Raw genomic sequence first — 19737 nt, 5'->3', positions numbered from 1 at the left:
CATGGCTACTTATAGTACCAACGAATTCCGTTCAGGTCTTAAAATCATGTTAGATGGCGAGCCATGCTCTGTTATTGAGAGTGAATTTGTTAAGCCGGGTAAAGGCCAGGCATTTGCCCGCACGCGTATTCGTAAGCTGATTTCCGGCAAACTATTGGAAAAAACGTTCAAGTCTACTGATTCTGTGGATGCCGCAGACGTAATGGATATGAACCTGACTTACCTGTATAACGATGGTGAGTTTTGGCACTTTATGAACAACGAAACCTTCGAGCAGTTAGCTGCTGATGAAAAAGCCGTTGGAGAGAATGCGAAATGGTTGGTTGAGCAGGCTGAGTGTATCCTGACCCTGTGGAATGGTCAGCCTATCTCGGTAACGCCGCCAAACTTTGTTGAACTGGAAATCATTGAGACTGATCCAGGTCTGAAAGGTGACACTGCGGGTACAGGTGGTAAACCAGCAACTCTGAGCACGGGTGCTGTGGTAAAAGTACCTCTGTTTGTACAAATCGGTGAAGTGATTAAAGTGGATACTCGTTCTGGCGAATATGTTTCCCGCGTAAAATAACCGCTGGTTGTATTCGGTAAAAACCGCTGTTCTGGCAACAGGCTGCGGTTTTTCTTTAATTGATGTGCAAAGCAATAAGCTATTTATGTCTTCAGATCGCCGTAATATTATTCTATTGATACCACCATTTTACACGATTATAATCTGCCTTCATTTCTAATAGTTATTCGGGACGACCCGGATATACTTCGGTTTTTCGGGGACGACCCCACAACTCTATGGGCGTTGATATGTCCTGGTTTATTCTTATTATCGCTGGTTTATTTGAAGTTATCTGGGCGGTTGGCCTGAAATACACTCATGGTTTTACCCGTCTGACACCAAGTCTGATTACTGCCAGTGCTATGGCTATCAGTGTAGGAATGCTCGCTTATGCAATGAAAGGCTTACCCGTAGGCACAGCCTATGCTGTGTGGACTGGAGTCGGTGCAGTAGGTACCGCTATTTTTGGCATTATGGTGTTGGGTGAGTCAGCAAGCCTTGCCAGAGTATTGAGCCTCGTTCTGATTGTTGCCGGTATTATTGGTCTGAAACTAGCTAGTTAATTTTAAACCGCACTCCAAAGGTTGAACATAACGTCTTACACGTTGGCAGTGCGGTTTTTTTATAAAATTTTAAGCAGCGTCTGTATTCTCGCTTTCACTGCGCAATCCGTTGAAGATTTTCTTTAGATTGTCAGTAATGACTGTATTCATAAAACCAAAACGATATTAATCCCCCCACTGATACTATTAAAACCTAACAACCTGAAACATCAAACCTAAAAAAATCAGATATAACAATTCGAGAATAAATAACCTTCCTGAAATTCGTCATTATTTATTCAACGTCTTATAAAAAACGCAACAATATGATTGGAAATTATGTTCACATTAAAATAATTCAATTATTAATAATTGATATATAAATATATGTAATGTTTATTATAATCTGACGTTATCATTCATGTGTTCTGCAATATAAACGAAAAATAATGGAGATAATTATGATCACGACTACAGAGCAAATAAACGTTAACTATCCAATATTCACAAACCTAAAGGGCCATGACCTGCGACTATCACCCAAATAAAGGAACCTGTATCAACTTATTGAATATACCGGCCGTAAGATGGCTAATATTGACCAAAAAAATAGCCGGTTTTCCCTTTCCCCTAATGACAATACATATGTCAAGTACGTTCGTACCTACAGTTATGGTCTTTAGGTCGGGAAGGATGTCAAATCCATATCGATAGACAGTCTTTCGCATCGCGAAGGGCTTCGCTCAAAAATAGAAAAGGATCACTGTAATGGCTTCTATGTCCAAAGACTTCACGCACCTGCTCAATACCCTGATCGATCGACAGATTAAGGCGGCGGGTCGTCAAACCGAATGGTTCAACATGAGCGCTGATGAGCGTGCCGACTACATCAGGCAGGTAGACGAGCGACTACAGGAAATGCAGCAGAGCACCCTGAGTGTGCTAGCTGCCCAGCATTTTCAGATGCAAGACACCCCCGTTTCTGTCAGAGACCAATTGCAGATACTACAGCAAAGACGGCAGCAGATGAACGATGTGCCCGGCACACCGGCGATCAACGCCTACAAGCAGCAACTGGACCGCGATATCCGGTTATACCGCCGTCAGCAGACAGCCATGACGCACTTTGACAGCACTTGGAGCAAGGTCTTAGCTATGCTCAGTCCCGGCGGCACCAAAACCCTGAATGCAACGACCCTGAGGGAAGACGCAGCGGGCAAGCAGGCCAAGCTGGATACCAAGATCAAGCATCTGGAACAGCAACTGACCACACAGGTGGCCGATTCCACATTTAGCCAAGAATACGTGACGCTGTTTTCCGGGCTACAAGCCTACAAGGAGGTCAATGCCCGCTACAACGCCTTGCTCACGGCATCCTCTACAGAAGAGGCCGCAGCCCTCAGCGCGTTGATCAAAGTGCCGAGGGCCTCCGATGATTTGCCGGTAAATATTTCACTGCTGATGATGGAGGAGCGCCCCGGCTACATCCGCATGAACGTCGCGCTGGTCAATGCCAGCACCAATGGCCGCTTCAAGGACTTCTTCTTAGATAACGGCAGGCTGGTTGTACCGACTGACGGAATACTCAACTTCTCCTTCGGTACCGCAGCCCGCTCCCTAGCCTGGCAACAACAATACCGGCTTAAGAGTGAGCCTCCATCCTTTCGCTCGCCGACCTATGCGCCAATTCGTTCGGTGCTGGTCAAAACCAAATTCGTCGAGAAGTACTTCGCCAACCACCTAGTTTCTGAAAGCACCTTGCGCGAAGGTTTCAAGGTGCAGTTGCTAGGTAACGGCCGCAAGATGCTATTGACCAACGTTGACCGTAAGGTGCCGAACCAGATTGGGATTCAGGTGTCCGACCAGGCTCCGAATACCACTATCACCCGTGAGGTGCCATTGGCAAGTGCTTTGAGTGACCTGATCAACCAGAATGCTGATATCACCAGCTTCCAGACTATCGGCCTGGAGGGGTTTCGCCAGAGCAGTTACCACCCGGACCGTGACGGGCTTTTCGTCAATATCCATGAGCTGGAACGCTCAGTCGGTTTTGCCAGTCGGCAGTACCTGCTGGAAATGCCCCAGGGCAATGACTACCTGTCCGCAACACCCTTTGGGGTGATGAGCGTTGATGGCGATAAGGTCAGCAGCAGTCACTTGAGCAAGGTGCAGACTGACACACTGTATCAATACAACGCCGCATTCTTCGAGAAGTTGGATCAACTGCGTGACGGCGATACGAAAGCCAGTCACCTATTCGAAGGCAGCAGCGAGCGCACGGTGTTTGAGCAGCAGCTGGTACGTTTGCTCGAACGTAACCATATCACCCCCGCGGGGGTATTGGTGCCGAAGTACACCCGTAATAGCATGCGCGATATCAAGGGCAATAACCTAAACAAGGTGCTATGGGAACAGGCGTTCGCTGCTTCGGTCTGGTGGAACATCGATAATGATCCGCTGCTGTTCGGGCTGGCGATGAAACTGGTGGAGAACCCGGCTGTGGCTAAGGTTCTGCAAAGTAGCTATGTACAAAATGACATCGCCCAGGCCAAGGAACTGCTGTCACCGCTGTACGAACAATGGCGCACTCGGGCCGTCGAAGAGGAAACCCAGCGGGTCGCCAGCGCTAATGCGGCACAGCATCCAAGCAACCCGAAAGTACATATCTTCGATAAAGCCGCTGTTGAACGCTTACTGGATGACAAGCTGTTCACCCTGCTGTTGACTGGCCCCCAAGGCCTTGAGAGCGCTGATGCTCAACTGCATCCGGTGGTTAAGGGAGCATTGTTGAGCAATGAGGGCAGGAGCCTGCGCAAACAGCTCTTGTTTCATGCCTTGCGTCCGATAGCCGATAGCTTTTCCAAGGCCGCAGCCCCACTCAACCCTCATGCTGCGCTAGGTGCCGGTAAGGTCATAATCAATAACCGGCTGAACCAGCCCGATCCGTATCTGATCCTTAATACCAGCCCTGAGGATCAAGCATATCACGATGGTTCATATCTGATTAAGGATGATAAATACCGCAGCTACAACCAGTTCCGTCCGGACCTCAAGAATGACGCCACTCGCTACATGAATGATCTGGATATCCCGTTCGTGGGGGGGATCTCCGGGACCACCCAAACTGTCAGCAATACCTTGCCGGAATTGTTCGGTGGCGCATTGAGCATCAAGCAGTACTGGCAGTTCCAGATGACCAATGCGGCCTTCATGATCCGTAACGGCTATCATTCGTTCTTCGAAACCCTCTACGTCGCTGCACGTTACGAACCGGAGAGTACGAACAGTATCGGCAAGGACCTGTTGCAAATGTTCGACAAGTACCGTGTTGAAGGCAGCAAGAGGGCGTTGCAGGGTGAACTGTATGATGGCGTGATGGCGAGAGTCTTGCCGATCATCAATCAGGGATTGCCGGCGGTTGACGAGTTCCATCCACCGCGTTTTACCCGCATTGGTCCAAGGCCAGCGCTGCTGGGGCAGGCGGTCAAGGATCTTGAGCTCAAGGCTGGGCTGGCGTCTGTAGGTGATGGACTTGAGTCCCGTCGAGGCAGTGCCGACATCCATCAGTTTGCCATCAACCCCGCACTGTTTGCCAAAACCCACACCATCAGTGCCGAGGTGCTGGTCAAGTCGGGCCGCCTACCTGCAAAGGGTAATGCCCAGTTGGTGAAGGTTGCGCCCAACCTGTATGAGATTGAATACAAAGAGAAAAATGCCAATCACATATCTGCATCCGCAACAAGTGTGCCAGCGTATTTCCTCGGCTACAACGGTCCGAATCAGGCCAATTCGGTGCCCGCCTATGTGGACATACCTAAGAAAACAGCTCCGGGCAGTTTCCTTTTCACCGGTACGTTGTCGGGTGGCTCATTGGTGGTGACCAATCTCGACGCCAATACCTACCGGGTTTATCTTGATGGCCGGATCAACAGCTCGTTGCTGTACGATAACGTGGTGATGGCGGTCGATTACAAGGATTATCAGGTATCTGGTGCCGCCGAGGGCCTTGCTGCGGCGTACATGCAGTTCGTCAATGACAAATGGCAACTGGTGTTCCAGCGCCAGGAATATCAACGAGACGGACAGAGGATTTGGCTGAAACTGCGCAATGGTGCAGCATCGCTCTCGATCCAGGACGCTGGCAGTCAAGTGGTGGAGCGCAACCAGACCGAGTTCGCCACTTACCGTAAGCAGGTTCACCAACGATTGAAGAAGGTAGCAACGCAGTTTGGGGTGTCGGTCGAAGGGGCTGCTGACAGTGCCTACACAGAGGGCGCGTTTTCTCCCGAGCATCTGGCAATTGCTGCATGGGCCCGGTTGCGCGAAGCGATTCAGGGCAAGGTCAAAGCTGACATTGACCAAGTGGCGGACAGGCGCTACCAGCTCCAGGAAGCACGACACACCTCAAGCGATACGGCCTTGATCGATCAGCAGATCAAGCAACTCAATCTTACACAGGACTACTACAGGGCGCAGTACGATCCGGTATTGCGTGAAGCTGGCTCTGTCGAAAATACCTGGCTCTGGCAACAGATCAAGGCCAAAGACGGCAGTGCTGCGGTGGTAAAAATTGACGATACGGCCATTCAGGGTGAGGAGCACACCAGCAGCGTGGGCGAACGTTATGCAACCTCCGAGGCCTATCAACGCGGGGCACAGGGCACCGGGTTCAACGATGGCTTGCGCAACTTCCGTGAGATCAAGATCCCCGGAGTGGATGACAACATGTCGGCTCTGGAGATGAAGCGCCTGTTTCTTGATGGAAAACTCACCCACGAGCAACGGGGTGCCTTGAGCGGTCGCATCACCGAAACCAGCCAGGCTGAGTACATCGACAAGGTACTGCGGCAGACCGCAGTGCTCAGCGAGAACTTCCATGACGCTGGCAGTGTCTTCGAGCGTCTGGTGCCACAGGACTTTTATCTGTTGCTGGTTGGTGACCGATCCGGTGGCCGTTGCTATCCCTTGGTCAGGGCTATGGCTGTGGCATTGGCCAATGGTGGAGAGGCTGGCATCAACAACCTGGTGCAAAAGCTGTTCTTCGCCTCCGCCGATCCACAAACGGGCAGCTCCATGCTGCTTAAGAACAGCCTGATCAAACTGCACGCTAATGTCGAAGCCGTTCAAGCCTCCACAGAGCTGGGAAAGTTCAATTTGTCCGAAGTGGTATCGCGACTGGCTGCAATGACCAGCCCCTCGATGTTCGCACTTAATACCCAGAATCACTCGATGATGATAGGGAGCGCTATCACAACCGAAGGCCGTCGTTACTATTTCTATGATCCGAACGTTGGGATCTTTGCCTTCGACAACACCAAGAGTTTGTCTAGAGCCATGGAGCAACACTTAGTGGGGAGTAAGCTGGCCGAGCACTACGGCTTGTTCGGCAGCAACTCGGTGCCGACCTTCAACCTGGTTGAGATCAATGCCGGCAAGATGGCTGAGGTACCCGTGAGCAATGGCCTGAACGTGGCGGATCTGACCCGGTTTGAGGAACTGGCTAGTGTCATTGGGCAACGGCGTCAGGTCGAGCAGGCGGTGAGTGCACAAGAGCAGATCAAAGAAAACATGCAACTGGACACTGCGCTGAAGACCTTTGACGCCGAGCAATGGGCCGCACGGTTCGAAGCCGCTAGTACCCGGTTGACGCAAAAACACCAACTGGACAACCGCTGGCTACCGATCATCGCCACAACCGAAGACCTGGGGGAAGGTCGCTACCGGGTCCAGTTCATCAACCGTGACCAACCCGAGCAGACCCGTTGGTTAGTCACCGGTGATAACACCTTTGTCGAATTCCGGCGCTTCGTCGATGAGCATATGAGTGTGCTGAACGAGCACTTTACCCTGGAGCACGGTCGGATGCGGCCTCGCGGCGGGGTTGGCGAGGCCGCGCCAGTGGACGGGTTGAACGCCGGGTTTGCAATCCAGACGCTGATCCAGTGGTTTTCTGACAAGAACCGTCATGATGCTGCAAGCGGAGTGGCTTCGCCTGATCTAGCTACCGCGCTCAAGGTCCACAGCTACCTCAACTTTGTCCAGATGGCTCACGGTGGTGTGCAGGATGTGGTCAAGATCACCGCACTGGTGCGTACGGCGCTGCGCGGCGAAGTGGTGGCCGCCGAAACCTCACTCAAGGGTTTTGCCTTGAACCTGGGCCACACCGTCAACGAAGGCGCTGGCTTGTTGTTTGGCGGAGTCATGGTCGGTCTGGATGCCTATGAGCTGGCCCACGCTGAGAACGATGTGCAGAAAGCGGTGTTCGGTACCCAGCTGGCGTTCGACTCGGCTAGCTTTGTCACCGGCGCAGCCGGGGTAGGAGCTGGGTTGGTCGGTGCTTCGACGGCTGGGGCAGTACTCGGTGGGGCCGGGGTGATCCTTGGCGGGCTTGCGGTGGGCTTTACGGCATTGGCGCAGGCCTTTGGTGCGGTCGCCGAGGATGCCAAGGCGGTGGGCCGTTACTTCGATGCAGTCGACAAGGCGTACAAAGACAACGGCTATCGTTATGACGACAAGAATAAGGTACTGGTACCTCTTGCCGGGGCGGTGGTTAAAAGCCTTGACTTGAGCAAGAGCCAGATCAGCTTCGACAGCCAGTACATCTACCGCACCCATTCTGGCTCTACCGGTTCGGGGAAAATCAATTACTTCTTCTGGGTCGGTGACTTTCCACGAATGGTTCATAACCGTGGTCAGGCGATCGAGGTGCGCAGCGGCATTGGTTACAAGGACGTCTCGAAGCCCCTTGAGCACAGCGATAGCTATGTTGTGATCTTGCCGGGCACCCCCAAATCCTACATTAGCTACGAATATATGCTGCTCCCCGGTGCCACGACACGCCACGACACCGGCTTTGACGTGATCCGCAGGCTCGAGGAAGACAAGCGGTTCGATTACGATTTCTACATCTTTCCGGGTGAGGAGACTATCCGCAGGACTCATCATGAGTATGTCGACACCCCGATCGAGGTGGTGCTCGATCAACGCAACCGGCAACTGGTGGTACCCGAACTGCCCAAGGAGCTGCATGGTTTTCTGCGTTACGAGATCAAGGGGGCGGGAGGAGAATACCTGATTGGCCTCAACAAAGGCACCCGAGTTAAGCTCACGAGCGATGTCGTCAGTGCGTGGATCATCGATAGCAGCCAGCTCGTTAGTGACAACATCAGTGTGTCGAAGGACCAACTGGTGGTTGGCGGGGTTGTGGTAGAACTCGATTTGGCCCAGAACGGGCAGGTATTGGTAGTCAACGGCAAGGGTGAGGTGCGCAAAGTCGATCTCGTCAACCTGACAGCCCAGGTGGTAAGCGAAGATGCGAGCAAGTGGCAGATGTCCGGCCAGAAAATCGAGCAGCACCTGAGTAATTTAGCCAAGGCACATCAGTTGCGTGGACAGTACGTGGTAGTGGAGAACTACAGCTACAATGGACATGATGTTGGCCGGGCTTTCTACGACGTGACCAAGGACCGCATGCTGTTTACCGACACCAGCGAGGAGCAGGCCAGACATGCCCAACTGGGTGCAGTGATGGGCGATCATGCCTATTTCTACGACGCCGATAACGCGGTGGCGTGGCGGGTAAACATTTCCACTAGACAGATCGACGCGCAGTTTGAGCCATGGTTCAACAGGAATGCAGGTAAGATCAGTCGGCTATGGCAGGAGGGAGATGCGGTCTACCTGGCACGCCGTTATCAGCTAAAAGAGAGGGAGACTGAACTGAGCTATCGGATCCTCGGTGACCGAATGGAGTTGGTTAGTGTGGTAGGTGATGATGCGCTGCTCCAGCTTTCGGCACGTACCGGTCGGCATGGTAATGAGCTAAAAGCCATATTCCGGGACTACGAGAGCAATAGTACCCAGCGTGGGACTCCGATGTATACTCTGAGTGCACGGCTGATCAAACCGACTAGTGCGGCGCTGGTCACCGTGTTCGGCGTGGATGCGGCTGGCGTGCCGCACCGCTACTGGATACGTACCAACGATGGGACGCTAATCAAGCCGAATCTGGCACCACCTGCGGATCAGATCTTGAATTTCGGAGCACACGAACAGACCCGCAGTGCCTGGAAGATCCCCGCCGATCTGGTGTTAGCAGGGAGCATGTCGCAGTCGGGAGGCAAGGAAGTGTTTTTCTTCTACAGCAAGACGCAAAAGGCCCTGTTCCGTCAGGAAGGACCCGGGCAGGCGGTACTCGACGCCAACCAGCCGAGCGCATTGCGGGTTACCATTCCGGCCTTGGCCAACGTGATTAATTTGAACAGTCACCTGGTCGCGATGACCGAGGACGGGCGAGTAGCCCAGCTTGATGCATTGGGGCAGTTTAGCTACACCGCTGTCAACGAGCATTGGCTCAAGGGACGTACCCACTGGTGGCAGGACCTGCCCAGTGTCACCGGCAACAATGCCACCCTGGCCGTGTTAGGAGTCAAAGGCACCGACGGTAAGAGCGTGCTACCGGTGTGGTACCACAACGGTCAGGTGGTTGTGGCTTCCCTGCAAGATAAGCATTTGCAGCTCCTGGGTTTTGAAACGAACGGCTCCAGCGCGCGACTGTTCGACCCCGTCAGCGGCAAGCTGTATCATCAGCCGCCGATGACTGCTGATGCGCTGGCTGCCGCATTCGGTACAGACGAGGTGCTTGAAGTCTCGGCGCAACTTCCTGCTGCCAGTGAGCTGGTGCCTGAACTGCACCTCAAGGTGGCGGAACAAGTCGATGTCGGGCTGCGCCTGACCACCGTCAAGGGTGAGATCCTGCTGCGAACCAATAACGGCGAATTGCAGTTAGTTGCCGTCGACAAAGGCTGGCAACAAGACAATCTCACCCATCTGCCACAGGCACTTGCTGAGGTCGCCGGTCAGTGGCGAGTCAAAGGCGTGCTGACCTTGCAAGGTCATGGCTCGCAAGGCTGGTTTGACGTCGACAGTGGTCAAGTGTTCTCCAGCGATGGTATCCCTGCCACAAATAACCTGCGTTTCGTCGGAATTGCTGCCGGGAAAAAGGGCGCGTACGTGTACAGCCCAACGGAGCAGGCGTTGTACTGGGTTAAGGATAGCGGTGTGCAGAAGATAAACCATTACACCGATGTCGAGCGCATTGGTTCGTCACTGTTGATTCAGAACGGGGGCGGGGGTGGTCACCAGGACGATTTGACCCCACTGTTGATCGTCGGTGTTGACAGCGTGGTGCTGCATGGCAGCGCTGATGACGATACCTACCGTATCAGTCAGGCGATGTGGTCGCATTACCGCACAGTCGTCATTGACAACAATGACCCCGGCCAAGCCTTGGACCACTTGATCATACCAGTGACCAATGCGGAAAAAATCCTCGTCAGCCGCCATGAGGATGACCTGATGCTGACCGATTCGGTCAATGCCACAGCCCTGGTGATACGCAAAGTTTTCGGTAGCCAAGCGGTGACGCACCAGCATCTGCAAATCAGGCTGGAAGGTTCCTCGTCGGTGATCCGCGTTGATCATTTGGTCAAGGGCTTTGCCAAGGATGGCTTGTTCGAACTGTCCTGGGTCACCCAGTAGCCAGTTAATGGCGGCGGATACCGCCGCCTCGGTCAGGAGGGCCCTAGCCTGGCTAAGTTGAGCGGGGTGACAGCGTTCGCGAACACCTGCTGCAAAACTGTCAGGCTGGCAGGCGGTAATGGTGCCTTCACTGACCGCCCTTCTGAAAAATAGCGCTTATTAGTCAAATCCGCCAAATTTACTCCAGAGATGGAAGTAAGAATTGACAAGTTAAAGACCGGATAGACCGGTCTTTAACTATATTTCTCAGCGTGAAAAAGGGGCGAGGATGGGTTTTCGACAACATTGGATCAGAATGGAGTACCGTTATAACCTTGAGCTTGTTACTGCTTGATTACAGAGTGAAAACTGCAATGATAGCAACAATACTCAGGATCGCGGCCAGGCCGTAGAAAACCCATTTTCCTGCCGGGACATGGATTTTCAGGTCATGCATACCGTGATGAATACGGTGTAAACCGCACCATAGCGGTAGAGTAATCATTAGTAATAAGAAAGCACGACCAATCAAGCTCTGACAGAAAGTCAGAATTCGGTCATAGCTTAACGCTTCCGGCGCGACTCCCAGTGGTAAAACGGTGGCTACCAGTAAGATAATGGCTGGAGCCACAATTGCGCCCCACATCCCCCCGGCACCAAATAATCCCCAGAAAATCGGTTCATCGGAACGTTTAGGTATTTGATTCATCAGATCCTCCTTAATTGGGGTTAAAGTAAGGCTATGCCTAAGATAATGGTGGTGACAATAATAGTGACGGCCCATAACAGCTTGATCACGGGCTCAGGCCCCATTTTTTCACCTTTTATCACTATGTTCGCTGCCTTTGGTGCCAGTTCAAACCAAGTTTTGGTGTGTAGCAGAGCGCCCAGTAAAGTGACGATGTTAATCAGCAGAATAACTGGATTTTGCAAGAACGTGACGAATCCATCCCAGCTTTGTGTACCACCTTTTAGAGCGAATACACCGTATATTAGCAAGATACTGAACCACACTGTCGTAACCGCAGTACTTTCACGCAGAATATAGAAGCGATAAAAACCCAGTTTCTGCCACCAGTTAGGAGCCATACTGCGAACATAAGGTTTACGTTTGGTAGTCATTGCGCTATTTCTCCCCTTATTGTGGTTTCAGCATGGCGATCATGAAGTCTTTTGCACTTTCGATTTTGCCTTGTTGAATAGCGGCAGCCGGATCGACATGTTTTGGGCAGATTTCAGAACAATAGCCGACGAAAGTACAGCTCCATACCCCATTCTGGCCGTTAAGTTGTGGCATACGTTCTTTCTTTCCGCGGTCACGATTGTCAAGATTGTAACGGTGAGCCAGAGTAATTGCTGCCGGTCCGATAAACTCGGGGTTCAAACCGAACTGAGGGCAAGCGGCATAGCAAAGGCCACAGTTGATACAACCAGAAAACTGATGATATTTTGCCATCTGTGCCGGAGTTTGAATGTTCGGACCTTCGGAAGGTTTACGACCATTCCCGATAATGTATGGTTTAATAGCTTCCAGGCTTTCAATAAAGTGAGTCATATCGACTACCAAGTCACGCTCAATAGGAAAGTTAGCCAGCGCTTCAACTTTCATACCTTGTGGATAATCACGCAGGAAGGTTTTACAGGCCAGTTTCGGCACACGGTTAACCATCATGCCACAAGAGCCACAGATAGCCATCCGGCAGGACCAGCGGTAAGAGAGGTCGGGGGCCAGATTGTCTTTAATGTAACCTAACGCATCAAGCAACGAGGTCTGTTCATCATAAGGAACCTCATAGGTTGTAGAATGGGGTTCAGCATCATTTTCCGGGTTGTAACGCATGACCTCCATTCTCAACGTTTTCATATCAGCCATTCGCCTGCTCCTTTTTTTCTTGTGCCGCAGCTTCACCGCCGTATACGCGTTTCGCCGGAGTGGACTTAGTAATTTTTACGTCACTGTATTCCAGACGAGGTGCACTTTCAGAGTTATAGAAAGCCAGAGTATGTTTAAGGAAATTTTCATCATCGCGTTCGGTACAACCTTCATCCAGACGTTGATGTGCGCCACGGGACTCTTTACGATTTATCGCAGAGTGAATCATACTTTCGGCTACATCCAGACCAAAGCTAAGCTCAATGGTGTACAGCAGATCAGTGTTGAAAACACGGGTGTTATCAGTGATCTTCACATGTTTAAAGCGATCTTTCAGTTCAGCAATCTTATCAACCGTTTTCTGCATGAGTTCAGGGGTACGGTAAATACCGCAGCCTTCCTCCATAGAGATGCCCATTTCATCACGGATCTTCGACCAATTTTCCGTTCCTTCCTGTTTTAGCAAGTTATTCAAACGCGCTGCTACATCACTTGCCTGAGCATCCAGTGCGCGGTTATTGACAGGTTTAGCTTGCTGAACATGTTTAACCGCTTCTTCACCAGTCAGGCGGCCAAAGACCACCAGTTCAGCCAGAGAATTGGAGCCAAGACGGTTTGCACCATGCAGACCAACAGAGGAGCATTCACCGACAGCGAACAGACCTTTAATGCGGGTTTCACATTTCTGGCCAGTTTCAATACCCCCCATAGTGTAGTGTGCGGTAGGGCGAACCGGAATGGGCTCTTTAACCGGGTCAACACCTACATACGCTTTTGCCAGTTCACAGATAAAGGGCAGACGCTCAAGTAATTTCTTCTCACCCAGATGGCGCAGATCCAGATAAACAACGTCGCCACGCTGAGTGGAAAGAGTACGACCGGCACGCCATTCATGCCAAAAAGCCTGAGAAACTTTGTCACGGGGACCCAGTTCCATATATTTGTTTTCAGGTTTGCCCAGTGGGGTTTCAGGGCCGAGGCCATAATCTTGTAAATAGCGGTAACCATCCTTATTGACCAGAATCCCACCTTCACCACGACAACCTTCGGTCATCAGGATGCCGGAACCTGGCAGACCAGTTGGATGATACTGAATAAACTCCATATCACGCAGTGGGACGCCATGACGGAATGCCATGCCCATACCATCACCCGTTACGATACCGCCGTTCGTGTTGTAACGGTATACACGGCCTGCACCACCGGTTGCCATAATAACGGCATTGGCCCGGATCTGAATTTTGGTGCCTTCCATCATATTCAGTGCAACCAAGCCACATACCTGCCCTTCATCTACCAAAATGTCGAGGACAAAATATTCATCAAAACGTTGGATTTGGGGGTATTTCAGAGAGGTCTGGAATAGGGTATGCAGCATATGGAAACCGGTTTTATCCGCAGCGAACCAAGTGCGTTCTATCTTCATACCACCGAAACGACGCACGTTGACGGAACCATCTTCTCTACGGCTCCACGGACAGCCCCATTGCTCCAGTTGGATCATTTCTGTTGGGCAATGTTCGACAAAGTATTCGACAACATCTTGTTCACACAGCCAGTCACCACCAGATACAGTGTCATTGAAATGGAAATCGTAGGAGTCGTGAGCTTGAGTGACTGCGGCTGATCCGCCTTCTGCTGCCACTGTGTGGCTACGCATTGGGTAAACTTTTGAGATCAAAGCAATCTTCATTTGAGGATTGGCCTCAGCTGCGGCAATGGCGGCACGTAGACCCGCCCCCCCGGCTCCGATGATAGCGAGATCGGCATTAAAGGTTTGCACTGTGCTTCTCCATTGTTTAAGTGAAATGAGTCAGTAAGTAAAAGAGTCGTAACTTTCCTGAATGTTGTTGTTATTGTTTCTCATATAGCAGGATTCTGTAGGTAAAATCCGGTGCTTTAACGATTAAGGGTAGCTATTTTCTACTTTTTGTGTGGTATTAAGTATAGCGAATTGCAAGTGAGGGAAATTTGATATGAAAGGGGGTTTTGTCAGATTTTCTCACTAAAACATGATCTGAGATAGGAGTTAGTTGTTTTTTTATTCTTTTAGTGGAGTCATCGTTTAGATATTTTAATTGATACTGCTACCAGAAATTAGTGGCAGAACCACTGCTTAGTGGGGAAATGGTATTATATCGTGGCACTTGATTGGCTATTTATTACATACTAAAAAAGTCTAATTATTTTTTTAATTTAAACATGATAATAACCTATGATTATTGAATAAATATGAATGAGAATTAAATTATAATTGATGGCGGATTCACACTATTGCATTGCGTGCAGATAATGGGAAATACCTGAGCCGGATTAATATAAGTGGTCTTAATTATATTAATCCCGATAAGACCGATATAGACGTTTTTTGCCAATTTAAATTGATAACATTGTTCGAGTAAATAGTGATTTTAGTTGGCATTGGTTTTATCGTGATTAAGCAAAATTGATCACAACTTTAGTATTTATTTGACGGTAATAATTTGTCTGATATGTGTGATGCAGGTAGACTGCATGTTTTGTTTTATTTTGGAGTCATTTACATGAACGAAACAGCGAACTGGCAGCCAAGTGCACCTATCGCCAACTTGCTGAAACGGGCGGCTCTTTTAGCAGAAATACGACGCTTTTTCGCAGAGCGCGGGGTATTGGAAGTTGAAACACCTGCACTTGGGCAGTCTACAGTGACTGATATTCAACTGTTTTCTTTTCAGACAGAGTTTGTTGGTCCAGGTGCCGCAGATGGCATGACTCTATATCTGATGACAAGTGCGGAATTTCACATGAAACGCCTATTGGCGGCAGGTAGTGGCCCTATTTATCAGATCAGCCGCTGTTTCCGTAATGAAGAAGCAGGTCGTTATCATAATCCTGAATTTACCATGTTGGAATGGTATCGGCCTCACTATGATATGTATCGTCTGATAAATGAGGTTGATGACTTACTTCAGCAAATTCTGGACTGTGAAAGTGCAGAATCACTCTCTTATCAGCAGGCTTTTCTGCGTTATCTGGATATTGACCCGTTGTCCGCAGAGAAAGAAAAATTGCGTGAAGTCGCCGCTAAACTGGATCTGAGCAATATTGCTGATACAGAGGAAGATCGAGATATCTTGTTGCAGCTTTTATTTACCGTCGGTGTTGAGCCGCATATTGGTACTGAAAGGCCAACTTTTATCTACCATTTTCCCGCTTCTCAAGCTTCTCTGGCGGAAATCAGTAAAGAAGATCATCGGGTTGCGGAGCGTTTTGAAGTCTATTTCAAAGGTGTTGAACTGGCAAATGGTTTCCGGGAACTCACTGATGGTGATGAACAACGTCAGCGTTTTGAACAGGATAACCGTAAACGTGCGGAACTGGGTTTACCTGTCCGGCCGATTGATGAAAATTTGATTGGTGCCCTGAAACAGGGGATACCTGAGTGTGCAGGTGTGGCACTTGGCGTTGATCGTCTGGTGATGCTGGCTTTAGGCGCAGAAAGGCTCAGTGATGTCATTGCCTTTTCGGTAAATAAGGCATAAAACAGCAGGGCGTTGATTAAGACGCCCTGCTTGCATCTATCTCACTTATGTTGATTCTGTTTTTGTAGGAATTTCACACCCAAATCAGGAAAATCGGTAAATACGCCGTCTACACCCGCTTGATTATAAATAATATCGAAAAGTTGATCGCCGTTGGTAGCATATTTAGGCAGTGCATCAACCCGAATGGTGTATGGATGGACTTTCATATTGTTATCGTGAGCGTCTTTCACCATACCAGTTAACTTAATATTGGTTGGTGTGGAATCCTCCGACACAATCATATGGTAATCAGGGCCAATGCCATCGGCATATTGTGCCACTTCTTTCATTGCACCCGGTTTGAACATCCAGTCGTAGCTGTAATTTACCCATTTGCCGTTTGGATGCTTTTCATAGGTTTCATTCCAATCGGTGTAGGCAATAAGCTGAACCAGTTTCAGATCCATACCCAATTTAGGTGCCAGCGTGTTTTTAATGCGTTTGAGTTCATTGGCATCAAAACATTGCAGATAAATTTTATCGCTTTTCTTGGTGTAACCGTACTCTTTCAGCACTTCCAGTACCTTAGTTGAAATGTCTTTTCCTTCTTTCTGGTGGAACCACGGTGCTTTGATTTCAGGGTAGATGCCGATATTTTTACCCGTTGATTTATTCAACCCTTGAACGAACTCAATCTCTTCCTGAAAAGTATGGATATGGAAATCAGATTTCCACATCGGGAAACGGCTAGAGAAGCTCTGTTCCTGTTTGTCATTTTTAATATTGAAACCTTCCGTGAATTTTAGTGACTTGATTTCAGGTAAGGTAAAGTCGATGGCATAGTAGCGTCCGTCTTGACGAGCACGGTCAGGGAATTTATGGGCAACGTCAGTCACGCGATCGAGGTAATGATCATGCAATACTACCAGCTCGTTATCTTTAGTCATAACCAAGTCTTGTTCCAGATAATCGGCACCTTCGGCGTAAGCCATAGCCTTGGCTGGCAGAGTGTGTTCTGGCAAGTATCCGCTGGCACCGCGATGTGCGATCACGATCTTATCTGTCGCCTGTGCTATGCCCGACATAGATGATACTAAAATCATACCTGCTACCATTGTTTTGATTGGAGCTTGCATATGTATTTCTCCGTTTAAGCAATGAAATTAAGAGTCGATCTTAAAAACTGTTTGTTTTGATGTGTTAGCCATGCCGCTTACTGGTATAGTCTTTTAGTTTAAAGACTGAAAAAAGCCGCGACATAAATAATGTCGCGGCTTTATTAATATTATCAGTGAAATATCACAGTTTAATGACAGTAACTAACCATATTGACGGGCTAATTCCTGTTTATGTTTGCTTTCTGTGATCATGACAATCAGTAATAGAATAACGGCCAGGATACTACCACCAATCATTACCATAAACCCGCTATCCCAGCCGAAGAAGTCAACGGTGTAGCCGATGACAGCACTTGCCGCAACAGAACCACCCAAGTAACCAAACAAGCCGGTGAAGCCAGCGGCTGTACCGGCCGCTTTTTTCGGTGCCAGCTCAAGGGCGTGCAGACCGGTCAGCATCACTGGACCGTAGATAAGGAAGCCGATAATCAACATACAAGCCATGTCTACCGTTGGATTACCGGCTGGGTTCATCCAGAATACGACAGTTGCAATAGTAACTAATGTCATAAAGAATACGCCTGTTGCACCACGGTTACCTTTAAATACTTTGTCTGACATCCAGCCACACAGTAGTGTACCTGGGATACCGGCATATTCGTACAGGAAGTAAGCCCATGAAGATTTATCCAGTGCGAAATGCTTGACCTCACGCAGATAGGTTGGTGACCAATCAAGAACACCGTAACGCAGCAGATAAACGAACACGTTAGCCATAGCGACCATCCACAGCAGTTTGTTCGGTAATACATACTGCATGAAGATCTGCCTGGCTGTTAATTCTTCTTCATTTTTCTCTGTGTAATCAGATGGGTAGTCGTTTTTATACTCTTCAATTGATGGCAAGCCACAAGATTGTGGTGTGTCACGCATTAAGGCAAAAGCGATCAGTGCAACGAGAATTGCGGCGAAAGCCGGCATATAAAGTGCGGCTTTCCAGTCATTAAACCACGCCATGCCCAGCAGGAACAGCAGCGGAGGTAAACCACCACCGACATTATGCGCACAGTTCCAGACGGAGACGATCCCGCCACGTTCTTTCTGTGACCACCAATGCACCATAGTACGGCCGCAGGGAGGCCAACCCATGCCCTGGAACCAACCACACATGAACAGCAGCACAAACATAATCGCGATACTGGAAGTCGCCCAAGGTACGAAACCCATAAACAGCATGACGGCCGCTGCGAGAATCAGACCCGCAGGTAAAAAGATCCGCGGGTTAGAACGGTCGGATATGGAGCCCATGATAAATTTGGAGAAACCATATGCGATAGAGATACCTGATAGCGCGAAACCGAGATCACCCTTGGAAAAACCTTGTTCAACCAGATAAGGCATTGCAAGCGCAAAGTTCTTCCTTACCAAATAGTAAGCAGCATAACCAAGGAAAATGCCCATAAAAATTTGCCAGCGTAGGCGGCGATAGACTGGATCTATCTGTTTTGCTGACAGTCGGGGCTTATGAAGCGCCGGCTTGAAAATACTTAACATATTTTGCCTCCGATGGCTTTTTTGGTTATGTGAACAGCTCACCGGTTGACTAATGCCACCGGATGGAAAAGCGAGAGGTTTTATAAGTGATTATTTTCCATAACGAAAATTATGATAGTCGAAATAACCCAACCTATCTGTGAGACAAGACTCAGTTGTTAAAATCGTTTTGCCCTAGCGATAATTTTGAGTGATTTGTTAACTTTTTAAAACGTACTTTACCAATGAAATTGTGACTATCGTCACAATAACGAGCTTTACTTAATTTCTGGTGAGCGTTTTTGGTTCGTTTTTGTTCTTTATCAAACAAAAACCCCAATTTTTGTGCATATTCTATTATTTGCCCCTGGACGTTTGAGCAAATAATGGATGAGAATTTTTGGCCTGAATAACGCCGACGCACTTGTCTATCTGACGTACTGACTTTGATCGGTGCGTTTTATGTCCTATTCCAGACGAAGGAATCTTCTGTACTGATTTTCCTACTGCAATCTATGAGGAATGAGCTGTTAATCGATTTTAACGATGATATATGGCTTTGACGATGTGGCTGTAATTTGACAGACTAATCAGCTACACGATTGTATAGCTGATAATATGCCAATGGAGGAACCATGACAACACGTTATGACAGTGACTTTTATGGCTGGACGCAGGAGCAGGCAAATTTGCTTCGTTCTGGTAATCTTGAGCAACTGGATACTGAAAATCTTCTTGAGGAAATAGAAGCAATGGGGCGAAGTGAGCGCAGAGAACTACGGTCCCGGCTGGAGATTTTACTCGCACACTTGTTGAAATGGAGATATCAGGCAAATCGCCGGGGGCGTAGCTGGGAGCTGACTATTGAAGAACAAAGAGATAAGGCAGCTGAATGTTTGAAAGAATCTCCCAGTCTGAGAAATAAGTTGGATGAGCATTTGGGAAAAGCTTACATTGCTGCTCGTCGATTAGCAGAAAAGGAAACGATGATTAATCAGAATGTATTTCCTGCAACCTGCCCCTGGACGTTTGAGCAAATAATGGATGAGAATTTTTGGCCTGAATGACCCCGACGCACTTATCTATCTTGACGCACTGG

At 49.2% G+C, this 19737-nt stretch carries 11 protein-coding genes; 5 read left to right on the top strand and 6 right to left on the bottom strand.

Features of this window, described 5'->3' with window-relative positions; translation table 11 throughout:
• Window position 1: 1 nt before the first annotated feature.
• The 3 genes from efp to mcf all read left to right on the top strand — a co-directional run bounded on the left by efp (window position 2) and on the right by mcf (window position 10632).
• Window positions 2-568 (top strand): elongation factor P, encoded by a 567-nt coding sequence (gene efp / locus C5471_RS15600; protein ID WP_021324340.1) that lies wholly within the window; start codon window positions 2-4, stop codon window positions 566-568.
• Window positions 569-798: 230 nt separating this feature from the next.
• A complete protein-coding gene (gene sugE, locus C5471_RS15595; RefSeq protein WP_133815629.1) occupies window positions 799-1113 on the top strand; it encodes a quaternary ammonium compound efflux SMR transporter SugE in 315 nt (104 codons plus the stop codon).
• Window positions 1114-1860: 747 nt separating this feature from the next.
• Window positions 1861-10632, top strand: a complete 8772-nt coding sequence (mcf, locus tag C5471_RS15590; protein WP_242688734.1) for an insecticidal toxin MCF — start codon at window positions 1861-1863, stop codon at window positions 10630-10632.
• A 334-nt stretch (window positions 10633-10966) separates the two neighbouring features.
• On the opposite strand, the gene frdD is transcribed toward mcf, so the two are convergent.
• Genes frdD through frdA form a run of 4 tightly spaced genes read right to left on the bottom strand, consistent with a single transcriptional unit; the run spans window position 10967 to window position 14267 of the window.
• Window positions 10967-11320 carry a fumarate reductase subunit FrdD gene (gene frdD / locus C5471_RS15585; RefSeq protein ID WP_133815630.1) on the bottom strand — a complete coding sequence of 118 codons (354 nt, stop codon included), beginning with the start codon at window positions 11318-11320 and terminating at the stop codon, window positions 10967-10969.
• Window positions 11321-11340: 20 nt separating this feature from the next.
• Complete coding sequence (frdC, locus tag C5471_RS15580) at window positions 11341-11733, bottom strand: fumarate reductase subunit FrdC (RefSeq protein ID WP_133815631.1); 393 nt, start codon at window positions 11731-11733, stop codon at window positions 11341-11343.
• A 16-nt stretch (window positions 11734-11749) separates the two neighbouring features.
• Entirely contained in the window at window positions 11750-12484 is a 735-nt protein-coding gene (locus C5471_RS15575) for a succinate dehydrogenase/fumarate reductase iron-sulfur subunit (protein ID WP_133815632.1), read from the bottom strand.
• The gene (gene frdA, locus C5471_RS15570) at window positions 12477-14267 is read right to left on the bottom strand and encodes a fumarate reductase (quinol) flavoprotein subunit (protein ID WP_133815633.1); all 1791 of its coding nucleotides are present in this window, start codon (window positions 14265-14267) and stop codon (window positions 12477-12479) included. Before frdA ends, C5471_RS15575 begins: the two co-directional genes overlap by 8 nt.
• Before the next feature lie 760 nt (window positions 14268-15027).
• On the opposite strand from frdA, the gene epmA reads away from it, so the two are divergent.
• Window positions 15028-16005: an elongation factor P--(R)-beta-lysine ligase gene (gene epmA / locus C5471_RS15565; RefSeq protein WP_133815634.1), complete on the top strand. Its 978-nt coding sequence runs from the start codon at window positions 15028-15030 to the stop codon at window positions 16003-16005.
• A 41-nt stretch (window positions 16006-16046) separates the two neighbouring features.
• Here epmA and glpQ read toward each other — a convergent pair whose 3' ends face one another.
• Window positions 16047-17123 (bottom strand): glycerophosphodiester phosphodiesterase, encoded by a 1077-nt coding sequence (gene glpQ, locus C5471_RS15560; protein ID WP_133815635.1) that lies wholly within the window; start codon window positions 17121-17123, stop codon window positions 16047-16049.
• Window positions 17124-17306: 183 nt separating this feature from the next.
• Window positions 17307-18659 (bottom strand): glycerol-3-phosphate transporter, encoded by a 1353-nt coding sequence (gene glpT / locus C5471_RS15555; protein WP_133815636.1) that lies wholly within the window; start codon window positions 18657-18659, stop codon window positions 17307-17309.
• Between the two features lie 614 nt (window positions 18660-19273).
• Here glpT and C5471_RS15550 point away from each other — a divergent pair.
• Window positions 19274-19705: a DUF29 domain-containing protein gene (locus C5471_RS15550; RefSeq protein WP_133815637.1), complete on the top strand. Its 432-nt coding sequence runs from the start codon at window positions 19274-19276 to the stop codon at window positions 19703-19705.
• The last annotated feature ends 32 nt before the right edge of the window (window positions 19706-19737 follow it).

Source organism: Photorhabdus tasmaniensis (genome assembly GCF_011189505.1).
Lineage (GTDB): Bacteria > Pseudomonadota > Gammaproteobacteria > Enterobacterales > Enterobacteriaceae > Photorhabdus > Photorhabdus tasmaniensis.
This window is presented reverse-complemented; position numbering and strand designations above follow the sequence as displayed.

What these genes read in the sequence shown, in the direction of transcription:
- mcf (WP_242688734.1), top strand. Translation starts at nt 1,861, where the DNA reads ATGGCTTCTATGTCCAAAGACTTCACGCACCTGCTCAATACCCTGATC.
- efp (WP_021324340.1), top strand. Translation starts at nt 2, where the DNA reads ATGGCTACTTATAGTACCAACGAATTCCGTTCAGGTCTTAAAATCATG.
- frdD (WP_133815630.1), bottom strand. Translation starts at nt 11,320, where the DNA reads ATGAATCAAATACCTAAACGTTCCGATGAACCGATTTTCTGGGGATTA.
- glpT (WP_133815636.1), bottom strand. Translation starts at nt 18,659, where the DNA reads ATGTTAAGTATTTTCAAGCCGGCGCTTCATAAGCCCCGACTGTCAGCA.
- frdC (WP_133815631.1), bottom strand. Translation starts at nt 11,733, where the DNA reads ATGACTACCAAACGTAAACCTTATGTTCGCAGTATGGCTCCTAACTGG.
- C5471_RS15550 (WP_133815637.1), top strand. Translation starts at nt 19,274, where the DNA reads ATGACAACACGTTATGACAGTGACTTTTATGGCTGGACGCAGGAGCAG.
- glpQ (WP_133815635.1), bottom strand. Translation starts at nt 17,123, where the DNA reads ATGCAAGCTCCAATCAAAACAATGGTAGCAGGTATGATTTTAGTATCA.
- C5471_RS15575 (WP_133815632.1), bottom strand. Translation starts at nt 12,484, where the DNA reads ATGGCTGATATGAAAACGTTGAGAATGGAGGTCATGCGTTACAACCCG.
- sugE (WP_133815629.1), top strand. Translation starts at nt 799, where the DNA reads ATGTCCTGGTTTATTCTTATTATCGCTGGTTTATTTGAAGTTATCTGG.
- epmA (WP_133815634.1), top strand. Translation starts at nt 15,028, where the DNA reads ATGAACGAAACAGCGAACTGGCAGCCAAGTGCACCTATCGCCAACTTG.